We start from the raw sequence: 17,491 nt of genomic DNA, 5'->3' as shown, positions 1-17,491 counted from the left end.
CTCACTCATAATAACGCATGGTTCATATAATGTGTAACACTATTCTATCACTTTTTATTTTTAAGTGCAAGAATTTGAATGATAAACAATATTTTTGATATAATTTCAAATTATAATGGTTGCATTTTTAATATTATTATGGTATAATTTACACAACAGTTATGCGTATTCGACAAAAAATAATAAGCGAGGTGAAGAAAAACATGAAGATACTATTTATCGGCGGCACAGGCACTATCAGTATGGCGATAACAAAGCTCCTTGCCAAGCAGGGGCATGAGGTCATACTGCTCAACCGCGGCGGCAGGAGCAATGAGCTCCCCGACGGCGTCAGGGTCATAAAGTGCGATATCTCAGATGAGGCTGATGCTGCCGAGAAACTGAAGGGAATGAGCTTTGACTGCGTGGGCGAGTTCATCGGCTTTGTACCCGAACAGGTGGAGCGCGATTTCCGTCTGTTCAGCGGCAGGACAAAGCAGTACATATACATAAGCTCCGCATCTGCCTATCAGAAGCCTCTTTCCGATTGCGTCATCACCGAGAGCACTCCCCTTTCCAATCCACACTGGCAGTACTCCCGTGACAAGATAGCCTGTGAGGAGTACCTGATGAAGCAGTACCGCGAGAACGGCTTCCCCGTGACCATAGTCCGTCCCAGCCATACCTACGACGAGAGATCGGTGCCTCTGGGAGTCCACGGCGATAAGGGCAGCTGGCAGGTAGTGAAGCGCATCATGGAGGGCAAGCCCGTTATCATCCACGGCGACGGCACCACCCTCTGGACAATCACCCATAACAGCGACTTCGCAGTGGCTTATGCAGGACTTATCGGCAATATCCACGCCATCGGACAGGCTTTCCACATAACCTCCGACGAGAGCGTTACATGGAACCAGATATACTCTATCATAGCCGATGAGCTGGGAGTGGAGCTTAAAGTCTGCCATGTGTCCTCGGAATGGCTCAATGCAGTTGGTCCATACGACTTTGAAGGCACACTCATCGGCGACAAGTCCAGCACGGTCATATTCGACAACTCAAAGATAAAACGCGCTGTACCGTGGTTCACCGCAAAGGTGAGAGCGGATCAGGGCATAAGGGACACCGTCCGCTACATACTTGCCCATAAGGAGTGCCGGACTGACGACGAGGAATTCGACCGCTGGTGCGACAAGGTGGTATCCGCAATGGAACAGGCAAAAAAGACAATGCAGTAAAATATAAACGGAGGAATATAATTATGGATAATTTTCAGTTTTACAGCCCTACCGAGTTCATCTTCGGCAGGGATACAGAGACAAAAGCAGGCGAAATGGTAAAGAAGTACGGCGGCACCAAGGTGCTGATACACTACGGCTCCGGCTCGGCAGTAAAGTCGGGACTCCTTGACCGCGTAAAGGCTTCTCTTGACGAGAGCGGCATTGCCTACACTGAGCTGGGCGGCGTTCAGCCCAATCCCCGTGATACCCTCATCTACAAGGGCATAGAGCTCTGCCGCAGCGAGGGCGTTGACTTCATTCTCTCGGTGGGCGGCGGTTCATTTATCGACTCCTCAAAGGCTATCGCTCTGGGAGTTCCCTATAACGGCGATTTCTGGGACTTCTACGGCACAGGCAAGGTAGTTGAGAAGGCTCTCCCCATCGGAACCGTACTCACTATCGCAGCCGCAGGTAGCGAGGGCTCGGGAGCTTCCGTAGTCACCAAGGAGGAGGGCAGCCTCAAGCGCGATGTGGGCTCAGACCTGCTCCGTCCCCGCTTCTCCATCCTCAACCCCGAGCTTACCTGCTCACTGCCTGCATACCAGACAGCCTGCGGAGCCACGGACATCATGGCTCACGTTTTTGAGAGATACTTCACAAATACACGCGATGTAGAGATAACAGACCGTCTCTGTGAGGCAGTCCTCCTCACCATGATAAAGGAAACTCCCCGTGTTATCGCACAGCCCGACAACTACGAGGCAAGAGCCAACATCATGTGGGCAGGAACCGTTGCTCATAACGATATCGTAGGCGTCGGCAGAAGTCAGGACTGGAACAGCCACGGCATCGAGCATGAGCTCTCCGCCCTTTACGACTGCGCTCACGGTGCAGGACTGGCAGTTATCATGCCTGCATGGATGGAATTCGTATACAAGCACGACGTTATGCGCTTTGCACAGATGGCTGTCCGCATCTGGGGCTGTCAGATGAACTTCGAGTTCCCCGACGAGACGGCACTTGAGGGAATAGCCTGCTTCCGCAGCTTCCTCCACAGCATAGGAATGCCCATAAACTTCGAGCAGCTCGGCGCCAAGGAGGAGGATATCCCCCTGCTTGTTGAGAAATTCGGCATAGGCGACGGAAAGACAGGCGGCTTCGTACACCTGACCGCTCAGGATGTAGCAACTATCTACCGCATTGCTGCCAACGCAGGCTTATGATATACGATATATCCCGTGAGATGTTCTCCACCCCCACCTTCCCCGGTGACCCCGTCCCCGAAACATTGCCCCACACGAGCTTTGATAAGCCCGAGCCCGATATCTATCAGGTAACGGTCATAAAGATAACGGGACATACGGGCACCCACGCAGACGCTCCCCGACACTTTCTACCCGAGGGAAAGGACGCAGCCCATATTGACCTCTCCCACTGTATCGGCAGATGCAGGGTATGCGAGCACAGCGGCGAGCTCACCGCCGAGGACGTCCGCAGAATGACTGAGGGCGGCACAGAGCGGCTGCTCATAAAGGGCGATATCACCGTAACTCCCGAAAGTGCAGAGGAAATGGTGAGCAGAGGGCTCCTTGCTCTGGGAGTAGAGGGCATGACGGTAGGTGCAGAGGGCACCATCGCACAGGTACACCGCACACTTCTGGGCGCAGAGGTGTACATCATAGAAAATCTCGACCTTTCGGAAGCAGCGGCAGGAGAATACTTCCTGTCGGCGCTGCCGCTGAAAATGGCGGAGCTGGACGGCTCACCCGTCCGCGCAGTGCTGACGGACCTGCCGTGACTCCACACCAAAGGAGTGACTATCATGTTTGAATACGATGAGAGCACAGAGCTTTACACAGAGGACCTTGGCAACGTCATCGTCACCTGCGATGAGATAATGGACGGCTTTGAGGAGCTTGCCGAGCGCATGGCTGACATATATGCTGCCCGTCTGGACGATATCGCGGACTTCCTTATAAAAGAGGGCATAAGTGATATTTACGGAGAGCTTACAGCCGACGAGATAAAGGACGCTCTGGGAGTTCCCACCATCGACATCGGCAACCAGACCGTGACCTATTTTGACCACACTCTTGACGAGGAGCACATTATCAGCTTCGAGTACGACGACAAGGAGCTGAAAGGCTTCATGTACCTGAGTATAGACGGCTGACAAGGCGGATTACACATATAAAAGTTTTGCCCCTGAGCATTGTAAAGCACTCGGGGGCAATTATTTCAGTAAGTTAAATCCCGAAGCCCTTAGCCTTTAACTTTTAGCCATCAGGAAGCGGCTTCGCCGCTTTATTATAGGGCGGATATTATCCGCCCCTACATCAGGCTAATGGCTAATGGCTAAAGCTAAGCACTGACAACCAACCACTAATTACTGTATCTTTCACAAAAATCATTGACAAGCCGCTCATTTTAAGGTAAAATAGTTATAAGGGGATCATTTTTGTATCGGAAGGAGATTTTTCCCATGATTTCTATCAAGAACGATGACTTTTCCAATAACTATGAGCTATTCGTAAAGCTCTGCGCTATGACTTCAGAACCGCTGAAGCTGGTAAACGAGAACTGTCAGGATATGATAGTAATGACCGCAGAAGCCTTCGACCGACGCAGGAAAATGCTTGATCTCCGCGAGAAACTCCTCGGTTCAGAGGTTGACGATATGCTGAACGCTAAGTCTGAGGACTTTTCAAGACTTGGCAATATCATTAACGAACTGGAAAAAAATGAGGAATAATTTTGTAATAATGCGTTCACATTGCCGCTTCATAAATGAAAATCAGATGAAATCAGCGGCAAATTTCTTGACATGAGCCCTGCTATGCCATATAATATAGTCGTGGCACAAGGGGTGTGCCCGTGAAGCATTCTTACATGAAACAGGAGGATTATAACAATGGGTGTATTTCAGAGATTAAGCGACCTTCTCAAGTCAAATGTCAACGACCTTATCGACAGAGCTGAGGATCCCGAGAAGATGGTCAAGCAGATCATCATCGATATGCAGACCGAGCTCACTAAGGCTACTCAGAATTACGGCAAGGCAAAGGCAAGCGAGCGTCTGGCTGAGAAGAAGTACCTCGAGGCTCAGAAGATCTCCTCAGACTGGGAGGCTAAGGCTAAGATGGCTCTGTCAAAGGGCGATCAGGAGCTGGCTAAGCAGGCTCTGGCAAGAAAGGTCAAGGCTGACGAGGATCTCAATAATTATAAGGAAATGTACGAGTCTATCTCTGCCCAGACCGATGCTATCGGTGATCAGGTAGAGGTCCTCAGAGCTAAGCTGGAGGAGGCTAAGAGCCGTCAGGCTATGCTCATCGCTCGTTCTCAGATGGCTGAAACAAAGAAGAATCTGGCTAAGGCTGCAGGCGGCTTCGATGGCAATTCCTCTCTGGAGAAGTTCCAGAAGATGGAGGAGAAGATCGAGCGCAAGGAAGCTGAGGCTGACGCTTTTACCGAGATCGCAGGCAATAACCTTGCTGGCGGCAGCGGTGACGATCTGAGAGATTCATTCGAGAAGCTTGAGTCCGACGCTAAGGTGGACGCCGAGCTTCAGAGACTTATGGCTGAAATGAACGGAGGCGCTTCTGCACAGAACGCTGAGTGATCAGCCGATTCAAAGCAAAGGAAGTTTATATGGACCGCAAGAATAACAATACCTATCCCGCAAAAAAAATGTTCAGAGATTCGCTGCCCGTACTGTGCGCGATATTTCTGGCTATCGTTTCCGTAGCATATATCCTCTTCCGCAGCTGGAGCAACAAGCTTTACTACGAAAGATGGAAGGAATATGAGGATTGCGGTATCTGAATAAACATAAAAGATCCGAGGTATCGGGAAGATACCAATATAGAAGTTTAGCCCCTGAACGTTACAAAAAACGCTCAGGGGCATTTTTGATTTGAGTTTAGAGTTTAGAGTTGAAAGTTTTGGAGTCGCCTGCGGCGACAATATTTAAATATTGTGAGCGAAGCGAACACATTAACTCTCAACTCTCAACTTTCAACTATCAACTTAGCGCATACGCGCTAAATTATGATTTACCTCATTAACTTGCGCTTCTGAGATTTTTAATTATTCCGTGTATTTCTTTTTCAGCTTCCTGAACCCTCTGATGCAGTATATGAATATGGAAACATACAATGCAAACACTCCCAGATATAAAACCGCCAGAAAAAGAAGTGTTGAGCGGTCCCAATTCAAGGAATTAACGACGATCATATACATATTGGGCAGTATCCCCATGAAGAATATGATGAGCAGGGGCGTCATTCTGGTGAGTATCACCCTTTTCATCATGTCCAGCTTTGACTGGGGATCGCTGAATATCTCCATTTCTTCTTCGGAGAGCCCGTCAGCGTTCCTGCGGAAGTAATCAAAGCCCATTACCCTGCCGCAGTGCTCCCAGCCGTAGTCCGCGAACATCTTTATGTACTCGGGATAGTTTGTGTTATTGGCGGCATAGTCCAGCTTATATACCACGTTTTCGGGCTCGCACTTTACAAAATGCTGAGAAAATCCCGATACTCTCTCAAGCTTCCAGCCAACGCTGTGCATTTTTGTGAGGTACTCCCCTTCCTTTTCGTAATCGGGGAGCAGAAATAACTTATGTGTAGTCATCCTTGCCTTTTCACTCATCTCATTTTCCTCCTATATTGCGGTACAAACGCTTGATACGGGCTATCTCTGTATCCAGTATCTCGTTTCCGAGTTCGGTTATCTTATAGAGCTTTCGCTTATCCTCCTCGCGGATAAACCTTATGAGCCCGTCCTTTTCCATTTTTGACAGGCTTCCGTACATGGTTCCCGCGGTTATGACCACTTCCCCGTCGGTCATTTCCTTTACCCTCTGGGTTATACTGTAGCCGTGCATCTCATCACGGAGACAGAACAGTATATAAAAGGCAGTTTCCGACATGGGAATGTAGACTCGTTTCAATCTGTCTGTCATATTTACCTCCCCTATATATTCCGCCGCGATGTATCGAACCTCGATATATCTGACTGCGATATAAGTATATCACACTGCGATATACTTGTCAATACCTCCCGACGGATTTGTCACAATGCACAAAAACTTCATGCCGTTATTGTCCGGATAACAAAAAAGCTCCCCTTTCGGGGAGCTTTCGGTTTATTTATGCCTTGTTAGGATCAAGATTAGAGATCTTGTGGAGCAGGAACTCCTGTATGCGGAGAGCATCGTTAGATGTAAGACCTACTGTTGAGGTATCAACGTCGGCGTTGGTCTTGCCCTGCTCGGTAATGGTGTACTTGTTGGGATTTGCAAGGGTCTGCATGATAAGGATTGCGTCAGCCAGCTCAACTGTTCCGTCGCAGTTAGCATCGCCGTAAACTACGTCCTTATTAGGTGCTGTAACAGTTGTTGATGTAGTTGTAGGCTCAACAACGGGAGCTGTTGAGGTAGTAGTTGTTGTTGTGGGTGCGGGAGCTGTGGTCGTTGTTGTAGTTGTTACAACAGGCTTTGTGGTAGTTGTGGTCTTGGGAGTATCGCCGCCCGAGTTGCCCATACCGTCAGCCTTTGTGCCGTCAGGCTCCTCACCGTAGTAGAGCTTGCCGTTGATGTATACGGGAACATAGGGTGACATAACGCCCTTGGAAGAACCGTCTGCGCCTGTTGTGGTCTTGCCCAGTGCCTTTGCGGAGAAGTCATTTGATGAATCCCAGCCGCTGCCATAATCGGGCATTACGAATGCGATGAGCTCCTCACACTGCTGCTGTCCCTCCGAGATAGGAAGAACTACACGGCCGTCGGGGAATTTGACCTCGATGTAGTAGATATTGCCGCTGTACTGGATGGGCTTGGATATCTCAGCAGGCTTATAGCCCTTGCCTGAGTACATACCTGCCTGGTCGCGGTCGCAGCGGATGACCAGATCCTCGGGCTTCTTGCCTGCTGCGATGACCTCGCTGAGGTCCATGTAGTATCTGAATGAAAGATTGTCCTGAACTCTTGCAGGCCAAGCGGAGTGGTTAGTCATCTTGAAGCTGACTGTCTGACCGCTGGCGTCGCTGCCCTTTGAGAGCACCTCAACGTAGAACTCGGGACCGTCGTGCTTTTCGGGCTGAGGGAATGAAGGATCCTTTGTGCCGCCGTACTTGTCGATCATCTTGCAGAGCATAGCTGTAAAGCCTGCGTTATAGTCTGTAGCGACCTCGTTGTTGATGAAGTCCTGACGGTTATCGGTATATGATCCGTCCTCATTAGGACCGCCTACGAGAGCTCCGTAGAGGATATGACGGGCATATCCGGGAACAGCAAGATCATTCTTCCACGAGCCGTGAGATGTACGGTGGTGGGGATTCTGAGGATATTTATCACCGAAGCCTATGAGATAGCTCTGCTTGTTCGGGTTGTCGCCCAGAGCATAGTTCAGCTGTGTCTCTGCAAAATCAGTGTAAGTCGAAGCCTCTGACTTGAGAACTGTATCAGCTGCAACGGTAGCGATGAAAGCTGCTGTGTTTGCATATCTGAGGCAGCCCCAGTTGCTCAGCCAGCGGAGTCCGCCGGGGATCTTCTTTGCTTCATCACCGTTTACCCAGCGGTCACAGTGCTTCTTGACGTGCTTGATAGCGTCAGCGTCATTTGTATTTATAGCGTAGAGCAGCATAGCGCCCTGAAGGTTATCGTCCCAGCAGTGGCTCCAGCCGTAGGCGATAACGTCGCCCTCGCCGCGCATTCTGTCCAGATTGGGGAAGAAGCTCTTTGCATCTGCAAGGTACTTATCATCGCCTGTTGCGATATACAGCCAGTTTGCAGCGTAGAAGAGCTGATCGTAGCAGTGGCTCGATCTGTAGAAGCCCGATGCGTCGCTGTCATTATATACCGAATCGTTGGGTGATGACTTAGCCAGCTCATACATACTGTCTGCGTGCTTGAGGTAATCAGCCTTCTTTGAAGCTGAGATAGTGCCATCAAGTGCAGCTGCACCCGATGCCAGAGCCGCAGCCATTTCACCGATAACTGCACAGCAGCCCTTTGAACCCTTCAGAGCCGCACGAGCCTCTGCGATAGAATGGGAATTGTCCTCCATACCGTATTCAAGCAGCTCAACTGGGCCCCACCATGTGTGGTCGTGCTTACCGATACCTACCTGATAAACTACCTCTGTGCCCTTGTCGCAGTCAACAAAATAGTCAAGAACGAATTCCAGATTGTTCTCATATGTTGTTTTCAGTCCTGCCTTTTCAACGCCGTCAGGATACTGATAAAGTCCCCATGCCAGCATAGAAGCTGAATAAGCCATAGGAAGATTGAACTTTACATGGTCACCTGCATCGTACCAGCCGCCGAGAACGGGGTCCTGCATAGTGGAATCTGTTCTCCACTCAACGCGGTTCCAGTCGGGCAGAGGTCCTGCCTGCTGCACCTCATAGAAATACAGCGACTTGTCCAGTGCGTCTGCATAATTGAACTTGCTGTCGGCAGCCGTTGCAGTGCTCATATCTTTTGCGGGCATTGCGGTCACTGAGCTGGAAGCAAGCAGGACAGCAGCTAAAATGCCGCCTGTCAGTTTTTTCAGCATAGTAAAACTCTCCTCTCATTTTTTTAATTGCTCCGTAAAAAGCGGAGCTTCCTCACGAGTATACCATAGCTATACATAATAAATTATGCCATAGAACTTGTGAATTGTCAAGTGTAAAAGGAGCCGTAAAAGGCTGTATTCCGTAGGAAAGACGGTGATTTTATAGCAATAGCCAAAACGCCGCCGCGTTTTTTGTACAAAGTGACGGCGTTATCATAAATGACAAAATATGAAAATTGTGCTATAATGTAATCAATGTATGATATAGGGAGTTATATCTATATGAAGAAAATACTGAAACTTATTCCCTTGCTTGCGGTCATGTTGGTATCTCTTGCTGTTCCCATGCGCGGACACGCTCTTGATTTCGTCGGCTTCGCAGGCGACTCCGACTGGGCTGTAAGGAATATCAAGGGAATATCACAGAAAACTCTGTAAACAAGATACGGATAGGGGGATAACACCATGAAAAAAATACTGAGAATAATACCTGTCATCATTCTCATTCTGGGACTGATGATAGTACCAATGAAGAGCCGCGCTCTTGACTTCGGCGACTTCTCGGGCGACTCCGATTTCGGAGGCGGCTGGGACAGCGGCGGAGACTGGGACAGCGGCGGAGACTGGGACAGCGGAGGTTGGGACGACGACTATTCATACAGCGGAGGAAGCTCCTCGGGTTCTTTAGATATAGGCAGCCTTGGCTTTATCATCATTATCGTGATAGTGGTGATAATAATAGGCTCTTCAAGGTCTTCGGGCAGCTCATCACGCGGCTCTCAGACCCCCTATCGGGCTCCGCAGCAGACCAATCTGCGGAATATCAACGATTATCAGCAGATCGACCCGTCATTTGCACCGTCTGAATTTAAGGAGAAGCTGTCCAATCTCTATGTCCGCTTCCAGAATCAGTGGCAGGCTAAGGACCTCTCGCCTCTGCGCCCCTACCTTACCGACGCATATTTCTCGCAGATGGACAGGCAGCTCAATAACTACCGCCTGAACCGTCAGACCAACTATATCGAGCGTATAGCAGTGCTCAGCGTCGAGCTCCTCGGCTGGAAGCAGGAAAGCGGTATGGACGTTATGGTCGCCCGTATCAACACAAGGATAGTGGACTATGTCAAGGACGACCGCACAGGCAATATCATCCGCGGAAGCAATACCAGAGAGAAGTTCATGACCTATGAATGGTCACTGGTAAGGTCAACAGGTGTCCAGACCAGCCGCTCAACAGGCACAACATCACAGACCTGTCCGTACTGCGGCGCAAATGTGGACATAAATCAGTCTGCGGTATGTGAATACTGCGGCTCTGTGCTCCACACAGATACCTTCGACTGGGCTGTAAGCAATATCAGAGCTATATCCCAGAGAACAGTCTGATCACAGCATATAAACACAGCGGCGGCAGCAATGCCGCTGCTTTCGCAAAAAGGGCTGTCTGTGCCCCTTGAAACAGGAGGACTATATGCGGAAAAACCTGCTCATCTTCGACAGCTCTGCCGCTATCGGCAGGATAATCGCTCAGCGCTGCATGAACGCGGGACTGACCGCCGAGTGCTGCCGCCCTGCGATAAATGAGATGCTCCGCAGAGCGCCTTTCGGTGAATATGACGGTATACTGCTGTTCACCTACCGCGCCGATGAAAGGCTGCTGAAGCTTGTCCGCAATGCAGCCGAAAATGGCAGGTCGGTATTCATAGGGCTGTACACTCCCTCGGCGGCAGTCCGCAGGCACTTCCGACAGGCAGGCGCCGAGGAAATATTCATCATGCCCTGCTCGGTCCCCGATATATGCAGCAGCATTCTCCTGCACCTGAGCTGCGGCAGCTCCGCCATTGAACGGATAGAGCTGTTTCTCGAGGAAACAGGCTTTCCCAGAAGGCTCAGCGGCTTTCACTACCTCGCAAAGGCGGCGGAGCTGTGCATAAATGCTCCTCACCGTCTATGGGGCGGCATGGGCAGCATATATGAGGAGACCGCCGAGAGCTTTTCCACATCTCCAAAGCTTGTGGAAAGAGCGATGCGGAACCTTAGCTCACACATTCTCGAAAACGGCGCCCTCACAAGACTCACGGAGGGCAGACTTGCCGAAAAGCCCACAAATACCGAGCTTATCTGCGCTGTCTGTGATATGTTTTCGAGATTGTAAAAAATGTATATATGAAAGTACACTGAGTTTAAAAAAATAACGGAATTTGATTGACATTTTCTGCTCTTTGCGGTATAATTATCTTAATATAATGTTTGATACGGAAGGAAGGTATTAAAACAATGGCCAATGAAAAAAATCCAAAAGTCCTTATAGTTGACGACGATAAAAACATATGCGATCTTCTCAGACTATACCTCGAAAAGGACGGATACAGCGTTCTTTTATGCCATGACGGCGACGACGCTGTCGTTAAATTCAAAGCTCTGAGCCCCGATATGGTGCTTCTTGATATAATGCTCCCCGGAAAGGACGGCTGGCAGGTCTGCCGCGAGATCAGAAAGATCTCGAATGTCCCGATAATCATGATAACTGCCAAGGGAGAGACCATCGACAAGGTCATCGGTCTTGAACTGGGTGCTGACGACTATATAGTAAAGCCCTTCGACGCAAAGGAGGTCATTGCCCGTATCAACGCTGTTACACGCCGCGTTGGCACAGGTATGGCTGAGCCCGAGTCAAAGGAAGTCCACTACGACAAGCTCTCTGTCAATATGGACAGCTATGAGCTGAAGGTCAACGGCAAGAATATCGATACCCCCCCTAAGGAGCTGGAGCTTCTTTATTACCTTGCTTCCAATCCCAACAGAGTTTATACCCGTGACCAGCTTCTTGATGAGGTCTGGGGCTTCGAGTACTACGGCGACTCCAGAACTATCGACGTCCACATCAAGCGTCTCCGCGAAAAGCTGGAGGGCGTTTCCGACAAGTGGACCCTCAAGACAGTATGGGGCGTAGGCTACAAGTTTGAAGCAGAAGAAGAGGAATAAGCTCTCATTAACTTCAAAGCATAAAGGGGACGCTCAGTCCCCTTATTTTGTATTGAGGTGATACCCTTGAAAAACAAAAAAAGCTCTTATGACAAGCTTTTCATATTCATTGCTGTTATACTGCTGTCGCTGAATATAGTCATAGGCGTTATACTTATAACCGTCAGCTCTGCGGTATACAAGTCCACCAAGCTTGACGAGCTCCAGTCCATAGGCGACCTTTTCATAAGCTGTATGCAGGACAACTACCTTGTGACAAGGGACACTCGTTCCGAGACCACCAAGAACCTGCATAAGAAATTCTCGTCAAAATATCACCTGATGATATATATTTACGACGAGAACGGCAACTGCGTCCTCTCTGACGCGGATTACAGGGAAGACCCAAAAAAGGTGATAAAGAACAGCTCTAAAATGACCGTGGCAGAGGTGGAAAAGCTGAGCAAAAAGGACTTCCTTGATATCGAAAGCAGCAATATCTCCGCAAGCGAGCCCTATATGCTCTACGGTACCTGCTTCTTCCTCAGCGGTGAGAATGACCTCGTCCCCTCAAGGATGTTCGCGAAGATATACGCAAAATCAAACGATATCAATTCCTTCTCGGTCAAGATAGCCGTGTTCTATACCCTGTTCTGTGCGCTGAGCCTTGCTGTTCAGCTTTTACTTATAAAGCGCAGGTTCAACAGGCTGTCCGCATATGAGAACGAATTCAGACGAATAAGCGAGATGTACGCAAAGCGCGACTTCTCGGAGCAGATACCCACAGACGTTCCCTATACCTCCCCCGAGATAGCCGACTACGTCAACGCAGTCGCTGCGGACGTCGCAAAGAGCGAGGAGACCAGCAAGACCTTCATCGCCAACGTATCTCACGAGCTGAGAACTCCTATCACTACCATCGGCGGTTTTGTTGACGGTATCCTCGACGGAACTATCCCCAAGACCAGACAGAACGAATACCTTGTGCTGGTGTCAAAGGAGATAAAGCGCCTTCGCATCCTCATCTCCTCCATGCTCAATATGTCACGCTTCGAGACAGGTACCCTCAGACCCAATTTCCGCGACGTAAACCTGACAGAAATAGTCATTCAGACCGTTCTCATGTTCGAGAAGAAGATAGAGGACAAAAACTTAGAGGTAGAGGGTCTCGGCAGCGAGCGTATGTCCGCTGAGGTGGACCCCGACCTTATCCAGCAGGTAGTGTATAACCTTGTGGAAAACGCTGTAAAGTTCATCAATACGGGAGGTACCCTCTCCTTCAGGTTTGAGCGTTCCATAAACGGTATCTGCACCATAGGCATAAAGAATACAGGCGAGGGTCTCAAGAACGACGAGATATCGCAGGTATTCGACCGCTTCTACAAGACTGACTCCTCCCGCGGCAAGGATACAACGGGTCTGGGTCTCGGTCTTGCCATCTCACGAAAGATAGTTCATCTCCACCACGGTCACATAGTAGTCAAGAGCGTGTACGGAGAATATACGGAGTTTCTCATACAGATACCCGAGAAACAGCCTAAAAAGAAAGGATAATCAATGGACGAAAGAGATTATTTTTACGGCAGCGGCTCTCAGCAGCCCTATGTCCCCAAGCATGAAAAGCCCGCTTCGGATAATTCCTACGGCAGCAGTGATATGCAGGAGCTCAGGCAGCAGCAGCCAAACGGCTACGGCAGTCAGCCCTCTCCTCCCCCATATGAGCAGCAGGGCAGCAGTTACGGTCAGGGTGCCGCTCCCTACGGAAGACCTCAGCAGAACTACGGTCAGCCCATCCGGAACAACGGCTATCCCCAGCAGGGCGGCTACAGTCAGCCGAACAGCGGTTTCGGTCAGCAGAATAACAGCTACGGTCAGCAGCCCTCGGGCTTCGGTCAGAGCGGCTACAATCAGCCCAACAGCGGTTACAGACAGCCCGATTATAATCAGCCCCGCCGCCCCGTGTACGATAAGTTCATGTATGAACCCATAGGCTTTGAGGAGCTGGAAAAAGGCTCTCCTGCCATGAATTATCCCAGCGATGAGCAGCTGAAAGGCAGGAACAATACCGCCATCAAGCGTCTTTTCGCTGTACTTGTGGCAATTTCAGCAGGACTCTCCATATTCGGCATTGTCCACGACATCGTGAAAAGCGACTCCATCGTGGATAAGATAGGCTCTCCGCAGGCAGTAGTGCTCTATAAGGAGCACAAACCCGACGGTGCCACCGATGACAGTAACTACAAGGACGCAAACGGCAGGTACACTCCCGAGGGCGCAGCTGCTCTCGTAAGACCCTCCATCGTCAAGATATACACCTATGCGGACTACGCAGGCTATACCGCAAAGCGTCCGCTGGGAACAGGCTCGGGCATTGTCCTCAACGAGGACGGCTACATCGTCACAAATGCCCATGTTCTTGAAGCAGAGGGCTACCACAGGATAGAGACAATGGACGGCGACTTCTACGATGCCAAGATTATCGGCAGGGACGCAAAGACCGATATCGCTGTGATAAAGGTCAATGCCGAGGGTCTGGTTCCCGCTACTTTAGGCGACTCCGATGAGGCAGTTGTGGGCGAGACCGTTATCGCCATAGGAAACCCTGCAAACCTCGCCAGCACCGTTACCGACGGTATCGTATCCGCCGTTAACCGCAAGATAAGAAGCGATTCTACAGGCTTTGAGATGGACTGCATTCAGACCAATGCGGAGATAAGCCCCGGTAACTCGGGCGGCGCTCTGGTCAATATGTACGGTCAGGTCATCGGTATCACCTCCTCAAAGTACGTCAGCAACGACCTTGAGGGTCTGGGCTTTGCAATAACCATAAACGAGGCTTATCCCGTTATCGAGGAGCTTGCCAAGAACGGCTTCGTGGCAGGACGCTTCAGGATAGGCATTCAGCTCATAGACATGGCTTCCGAATCGAAGCTTGCAACTATTGAGGAAAAGCTGGGCTATGAGCTCCCCGACGACTTCAAGGGAGTCTATATCGAGAAGATAGACAAGGAATGCGATATCGCCAATACCGAGCTGAGGGAGGGCGACTTCATCGTGGAGATAAACGGCAAGACCATTACCACCTACGATGAGCTCTACGACACCATCAGCAGCCAGTATGAAGCCGGGGACAAGGTGCCTGCGACCTGTGCTCACGTCGGTAAGGACGGCACTGTGAGATACTACAATATCGAGTTCAAGCTCATGGAGGATACCTCAGGCAATTACTGATCCATAAGACCTTTCGGGCGTTTAGAGTTAACGCCTGCAACTCCTCCTGCTGCACCGCAGATGGTCAGCAGGAGGAGCTTTTTTATGCCTGCGGGCTCACCGAGCAGGATAACCCCTGCTGCAGCTATGACTGCATACATAAGGGCTCCGCAAAGAGAGCCGCCAAAGAGTCCCCACCTGCGTCTGTACTTACCGTATACATAGGCGCCGATACAAGCACCTGCCCCGAGGGAAAAGCCTGCAAACGCCTTGGAAAGTCCCATTTCCCCCATTACATAGTATATGAGCGCCGCAGACAGTACCGCTGCTGCCGCCGTAAAGACAAGTCCGCAGCACACTGCCGCTGTCATACTCAGTATACCGCTTGCCCACAGGCTTTTTCTGTGTCTGCGCATAAAAAACCTCCGTCATAGAATACTGTGTAATTCTATGCGGAGGTGTTTATTTTTATTCTTCTTCGTCGTCCTTCTTCTTGTTTTTCTTCTTGGACTTCTTGTCTGCGTCGTCATCATCGTCAACTACTGCTGCTGCGGCAACTGCTGATGACTTCTTGCCTGATGCCTTTGCTTCCTTGATACGCTCTGCTGCGGTAACGTTCTCGGTGATAGCCCAGTTCTTTATTCTGAGCTTGTGCTTAGCGCCGCCTGTCTCGATAACGACTGTATCCTCGCCCACGCTTACAACGATACCGACGATACCGCCGCCAGTGACGATCTCATCGCCGATCTGGAGGCTCTCCTGCATCTCCTTGAGCTCTCTGTCGCGCTTCTTCTGGGGTCTGATAGCCATGAAGTAGAGCAGCACGAACATGATGATGAGCATAAGGGGCATTGAAAGCAAGCTCATGCCGCCGGGCTGCTGACCGTTTGCTGCGGATGACTCTCCCTCTGCAAATGCGTTGAGAGCTGTTGAACCTGCCATAGCCATTGTACAAACAGCTGCGGCAAGAGAGGTTATTATCTTCTTATTCATATTATTTCTCCTATCGTTCGGGATTGTATTTCATACAATGGATATTATAACACATATCGGTGAGTTTTGCAAGTCCTTTTTCACCGATTTTCCGCATTTTTTATAGGCATATCGCAAAAAAGAGCCGCTCCCTTTACGGGAACGGCTCCTGTCGTTATATCTCTGATCAAACGAGCTTGATGATAGCCATTTCAGCGGCGTCACCGCGGCGGGGACCGATCTTAACGATCTGTGTGTAACCACCGTTTCTCTCTGCATACTTGGGAGCGATCTCGTCGATAAGCTTCTTAGCAACGGACTCCTTTGTGATGTAAGAGAACACCTGACGCTTGGAGTGCAGATCATCATTTTTACCGATAGTGATCATTTTTTCTGCAACTGCACGAACTTCCTTAGCTCTTGTAACGGTAGTTTCGATCTGACCGTTCTCAAGCAGGAAAGTAACCATGCCTCTGAGCATAGCCTTTCTATGATCAGATGTTCTGCCCAGTTTTCTTGTACCCGGCATTGTATTCACTCCTTTTTATAGTGGTGCGCTAAACGCACGATTTATGGTTTATTCCTCTTCGGAGGAGAGGTCAAAGCCCAGTGACTGGAGCTTTTCCTTGACCTCGTCGAAGGACTTCTTTCCAAGGTTTCTAACCTTCATCATTTCTTCCTCAGACTTATTGATCAAGTCATCTACGGTATTGATACCTGCACGCTTCAGACAATTGAATGAACGTACAGATAAGTCAAGATCCTCAATGGTCATCTCAAGGATTTTTTCCTTCCCCTTCTCATCCTTTTCAACAAGGACCTCAGCCAGTCCTGCCTCTTCTGAGAGGTCGATGAACAGCTTCAGATGCTCGTTGAGGAGATTGGCTGCCTGTGATAATGCTTCCTTAGCGGAGATTGTACCGTCTGTCCATACCTCCATGGTAAGCTTATCATAGTCGGTGACCTGACCGAGTCGTGTATCCTCTACGGTGTAATTCACCTTAAGAACAGGAGTATAGATGCTGTCTACGGCGATAACGTCAACGGGGAGGTTGATCTGCTTCTTGTTTCTTTCTGCGGAAACATAGCCTCTTCCTCTGTCGATGGTGATCTCCATATAGAGCTTTGCGTCCTTACCCAGTGTAGCGATGTGCATACCGGGATCGAGGATATTCACCTCAGAGTCGGTTTTTATATCGCCGGCAGTAATTTCACATTCGCCCTCTGCCTCTATATATACTGTCTTAGGGCCTTCGCCGTAAAGCTTAGCCGTCAGTCCTTTAATACTGAGGATTATTTCGGTAACGTCTTCTTTTACGCCCGGAATAGTTGACAACTCATGGTGTACTGTACCATCCTTGCCCGAAAGCTTTACAGATGTTACAGCCACACCCGGAAGTGAGGAGAGCAGCACACGTCTGAGGCTGTTTCCAAGTGTAATACCGTATCCACGCTCCAGCGGTGCTAAAACGAATTTGCCGTATTTGCCGTCACTTTTAAGCTCGACGATCTCAATATCAGGCTTATTAATTTTTTCCAGCATAAAAACCCTCCTATTTCGCAATTAATGTTGATTTCGAATACTGA

General features: G+C 49.8%; 20 protein-coding genes. 13 read left to right on the top strand and 7 right to left on the bottom strand.

From position 1 onward, the window contains the following. Positions 1 to 203: 203 nt before the first annotated feature. The 7 genes from DSZ37_RS06955 to DSZ37_RS17665 all read left to right on the top strand — a co-directional run bounded on the left by DSZ37_RS06955 (position 204) and on the right by DSZ37_RS17665 (position 5,021). Positions 204 to 1,217 carry an SDR family oxidoreductase gene (locus DSZ37_RS06955; protein ID WP_109726193.1) on the top strand — a complete coding sequence of 338 codons (1,014 nt, stop codon included), beginning with the start codon at positions 204 to 206 and terminating at the stop codon, positions 1,215 to 1,217. A 23-nt stretch (positions 1,218 to 1,240) separates the two neighbouring features. Further along, the gene (locus DSZ37_RS06950) at positions 1,241 to 2,422 is read left to right on the top strand and encodes an iron-containing alcohol dehydrogenase (RefSeq protein WP_109726192.1); all 1,182 of its coding nucleotides are present in this window, start codon (positions 1,241 to 1,243) and stop codon (positions 2,420 to 2,422) included. After that, on the top strand, positions 2,419 to 2,997 hold the full coding sequence (locus DSZ37_RS06945) for a cyclase family protein (protein ID WP_109726191.1): 579 nt from the start codon (positions 2,419 to 2,421) through the stop codon (positions 2,995 to 2,997). The genes DSZ37_RS06950 and DSZ37_RS06945 overlap by 4 nt, the downstream gene beginning before the upstream one ends. A gap of 24 nt (positions 2,998 to 3,021) precedes the next feature. Then, the gene (locus DSZ37_RS06940) at positions 3,022 to 3,372 is read left to right on the top strand and encodes a hypothetical protein (RefSeq protein WP_109726190.1); all 351 of its coding nucleotides are present in this window, start codon (positions 3,022 to 3,024) and stop codon (positions 3,370 to 3,372) included. A 309-nt stretch (positions 3,373 to 3,681) separates the two neighbouring features. Further along, on the top strand, positions 3,682 to 3,951 hold the full coding sequence (locus DSZ37_RS06935; protein ID WP_109726189.1) for a hypothetical protein: 270 nt from the start codon (positions 3,682 to 3,684) through the stop codon (positions 3,949 to 3,951). A gap of 159 nt (positions 3,952 to 4,110) precedes the next feature. After that, the gene (locus DSZ37_RS06930) at positions 4,111 to 4,818 is read left to right on the top strand and encodes a PspA/IM30 family protein (RefSeq protein ID WP_109726188.1); all 708 of its coding nucleotides are present in this window, start codon (positions 4,111 to 4,113) and stop codon (positions 4,816 to 4,818) included. 29 nt (positions 4,819 to 4,847) lie between these two features. Then, positions 4,848 to 5,021 (top strand): hypothetical protein, encoded by a 174-nt coding sequence (locus DSZ37_RS17665; RefSeq protein ID WP_173329298.1) that lies wholly within the window; start codon positions 4,848 to 4,850, stop codon positions 5,019 to 5,021. A 264-nt stretch (positions 5,022 to 5,285) separates the two neighbouring features. Here the strand turns inward: DSZ37_RS17665 and DSZ37_RS06920 are convergent, their stop codons facing one another. The 3 genes from DSZ37_RS06920 to DSZ37_RS06910 form a co-directional block, all read right to left on the bottom strand. Beyond that, positions 5,286 to 5,849 carry a DUF2812 domain-containing protein gene (locus DSZ37_RS06920; RefSeq protein WP_109726186.1) on the bottom strand — a complete coding sequence of 188 codons (564 nt, stop codon included), beginning with the start codon at positions 5,847 to 5,849 and terminating at the stop codon, positions 5,286 to 5,288. 1 nt (position 5,850) lies between these two features. After that, positions 5,851 to 6,162: a PadR family transcriptional regulator gene (locus DSZ37_RS06915; RefSeq protein ID WP_109726185.1), complete on the bottom strand. Its 312-nt coding sequence runs from the start codon at positions 6,160 to 6,162 to the stop codon at positions 5,851 to 5,853. 187 nt (positions 6,163 to 6,349) lie between these two features. After that, entirely contained in the window at positions 6,350 to 8,758 is a 2,409-nt protein-coding gene (locus DSZ37_RS06910; protein WP_109726184.1) for a glycoside hydrolase family 9 protein, read from the bottom strand. 282 nt (positions 8,759 to 9,040) lie between these two features. Here DSZ37_RS06910 and DSZ37_RS17660 point away from each other — a divergent pair, with 282 nt between their 5' ends. The 6 genes from DSZ37_RS17660 (at position 9,041) to DSZ37_RS06885 (ending at position 14,953) form a co-directional block, all read left to right on the top strand. Continuing rightward, the gene (locus DSZ37_RS17660) at positions 9,041 to 9,196 is read left to right on the top strand and encodes a hypothetical protein (RefSeq protein WP_164169923.1); all 156 of its coding nucleotides are present in this window, start codon (positions 9,041 to 9,043) and stop codon (positions 9,194 to 9,196) included. A gap of 27 nt (positions 9,197 to 9,223) precedes the next feature. Next, positions 9,224 to 10,144, top strand: a complete 921-nt coding sequence (locus DSZ37_RS06905; protein WP_109726183.1) for a zinc-ribbon domain-containing transport protein — start codon at positions 9,224 to 9,226, stop codon at positions 10,142 to 10,144. 85 nt (positions 10,145 to 10,229) lie between these two features. After that, positions 10,230 to 10,913 carry a sporulation initiation factor Spo0A C-terminal domain-containing protein gene (locus DSZ37_RS06900; protein ID WP_109726182.1) on the top strand — a complete coding sequence of 228 codons (684 nt, stop codon included), beginning with the start codon at positions 10,230 to 10,232 and terminating at the stop codon, positions 10,911 to 10,913. A 122-nt stretch (positions 10,914 to 11,035) separates the two neighbouring features. Beyond that, a complete protein-coding gene (locus DSZ37_RS06895) occupies positions 11,036 to 11,743 on the top strand; it encodes a response regulator transcription factor (protein ID WP_028519354.1) in 708 nt (235 codons plus the stop codon). 66 nt (positions 11,744 to 11,809) lie between these two features. Then, positions 11,810 to 13,276, top strand: a complete 1,467-nt coding sequence (locus tag DSZ37_RS06890; RefSeq protein ID WP_109726181.1) for a sensor histidine kinase — start codon at positions 11,810 to 11,812, stop codon at positions 13,274 to 13,276. Between the two features lie 3 nt (positions 13,277 to 13,279). After that, entirely contained in the window at positions 13,280 to 14,953 is a 1,674-nt protein-coding gene (locus tag DSZ37_RS06885; RefSeq protein WP_109726180.1) for a S1C family serine protease, read from the top strand. Here DSZ37_RS06885 and DSZ37_RS06880 read toward each other — a convergent pair. From DSZ37_RS06880 to DSZ37_RS06865, 4 genes are all read right to left on the bottom strand, one after another. Continuing rightward, a complete protein-coding gene (locus DSZ37_RS06880; RefSeq protein ID WP_109726179.1) occupies positions 14,947 to 15,348 on the bottom strand; it encodes a TIGR04086 family membrane protein in 402 nt (133 codons plus the stop codon). The genes DSZ37_RS06885 and DSZ37_RS06880 overlap by 7 nt on opposite strands. A gap of 52 nt (positions 15,349 to 15,400) precedes the next feature. Then, positions 15,401 to 15,925 carry a preprotein translocase subunit YajC gene (gene yajC / locus DSZ37_RS06875; RefSeq protein WP_109726178.1) on the bottom strand — a complete coding sequence of 175 codons (525 nt, stop codon included), beginning with the start codon at positions 15,923 to 15,925 and terminating at the stop codon, positions 15,401 to 15,403. A 166-nt stretch (positions 15,926 to 16,091) separates the two neighbouring features. After that, complete coding sequence (gene rplQ, locus DSZ37_RS06870; protein WP_019680124.1) at positions 16,092 to 16,433, bottom strand: 50S ribosomal protein L17; 342 nt, start codon at positions 16,431 to 16,433, stop codon at positions 16,092 to 16,094. A gap of 48 nt (positions 16,434 to 16,481) precedes the next feature. Further along, positions 16,482 to 17,447, bottom strand: a complete 966-nt coding sequence (locus DSZ37_RS06865; RefSeq protein ID WP_019680123.1) for a DNA-directed RNA polymerase subunit alpha — start codon at positions 17,445 to 17,447, stop codon at positions 16,482 to 16,484. Between the last annotated feature and the right edge of the window lie 44 nt (positions 17,448 to 17,491).

The sequence above is a fragment of the Ruminococcus flavefaciens genome, assembly GCF_900116855.1.
Lineage (GTDB): Bacteria > Bacillota > Clostridia > Oscillospirales > Ruminococcaceae > Ruminococcus > Ruminococcus flavefaciens_R.
The sequence above is the reverse complement of the archived record's forward strand: the minus strand, read 5'-3'. Positions and strand labels throughout refer to the sequence as shown.

Bases quoted from the DNA above. Each gene is read 5' to 3' on its own strand.
- DSZ37_RS06955 (WP_109726193.1), top strand. From the start codon at position 204: ATGAAGATACTATTTATCGGCGGCACAGGCACTATCAGTATGGCGATA.
- DSZ37_RS06950 (WP_109726192.1), top strand. From the start codon at position 1,241: ATGGATAATTTTCAGTTTTACAGCCCTACCGAGTTCATCTTCGGCAGG.
- DSZ37_RS06945 (WP_109726191.1), top strand. From the start codon at position 2,419: ATGATATACGATATATCCCGTGAGATGTTCTCCACCCCCACCTTCCCC.
- DSZ37_RS06940 (WP_109726190.1), top strand. From the start codon at position 3,022: ATGTTTGAATACGATGAGAGCACAGAGCTTTACACAGAGGACCTTGGC.
- DSZ37_RS06935 (WP_109726189.1), top strand. From the start codon at position 3,682: ATGATTTCTATCAAGAACGATGACTTTTCCAATAACTATGAGCTATTC.
- DSZ37_RS06930 (WP_109726188.1), top strand. From the start codon at position 4,111: ATGGGTGTATTTCAGAGATTAAGCGACCTTCTCAAGTCAAATGTCAAC.
- DSZ37_RS17665 (WP_173329298.1), top strand. From the start codon at position 4,848: ATGGACCGCAAGAATAACAATACCTATCCCGCAAAAAAAATGTTCAGA.
- DSZ37_RS06920 (WP_109726186.1), bottom strand. From the start codon at position 5,849: ATGAGTGAAAAGGCAAGGATGACTACACATAAGTTATTTCTGCTCCCC.
- DSZ37_RS06915 (WP_109726185.1), bottom strand. From the start codon at position 6,162: ATGACAGACAGATTGAAACGAGTCTACATTCCCATGTCGGAAACTGCC.
- DSZ37_RS06910 (WP_109726184.1), bottom strand. From the start codon at position 8,758: ATGCTGAAAAAACTGACAGGCGGCATTTTAGCTGCTGTCCTGCTTGCT.
- DSZ37_RS17660 (WP_164169923.1), top strand. From the start codon at position 9,041: ATGAAGAAAATACTGAAACTTATTCCCTTGCTTGCGGTCATGTTGGTA.
- DSZ37_RS06905 (WP_109726183.1), top strand. From the start codon at position 9,224: ATGAAAAAAATACTGAGAATAATACCTGTCATCATTCTCATTCTGGGA.
- DSZ37_RS06900 (WP_109726182.1), top strand. From the start codon at position 10,230: ATGCGGAAAAACCTGCTCATCTTCGACAGCTCTGCCGCTATCGGCAGG.
- DSZ37_RS06895 (WP_028519354.1), top strand. From the start codon at position 11,036: ATGGCCAATGAAAAAAATCCAAAAGTCCTTATAGTTGACGACGATAAA.
- DSZ37_RS06885 (WP_109726180.1), top strand. From the start codon at position 13,280: ATGGACGAAAGAGATTATTTTTACGGCAGCGGCTCTCAGCAGCCCTAT.
- DSZ37_RS06880 (WP_109726179.1), bottom strand. From the start codon at position 15,348: ATGCGCAGACACAGAAAAAGCCTGTGGGCAAGCGGTATACTGAGTATG.
- yajC (WP_109726178.1), bottom strand. From the start codon at position 15,925: ATGAATAAGAAGATAATAACCTCTCTTGCCGCAGCTGTTTGTACAATG.
- rplQ (WP_019680124.1), bottom strand. From the start codon at position 16,433: ATGCCGGGTACAAGAAAACTGGGCAGAACATCTGATCATAGAAAGGCT.
- DSZ37_RS06865 (WP_019680123.1), bottom strand. From the start codon at position 17,447: ATGCTGGAAAAAATTAATAAGCCTGATATTGAGATCGTCGAGCTTAAA.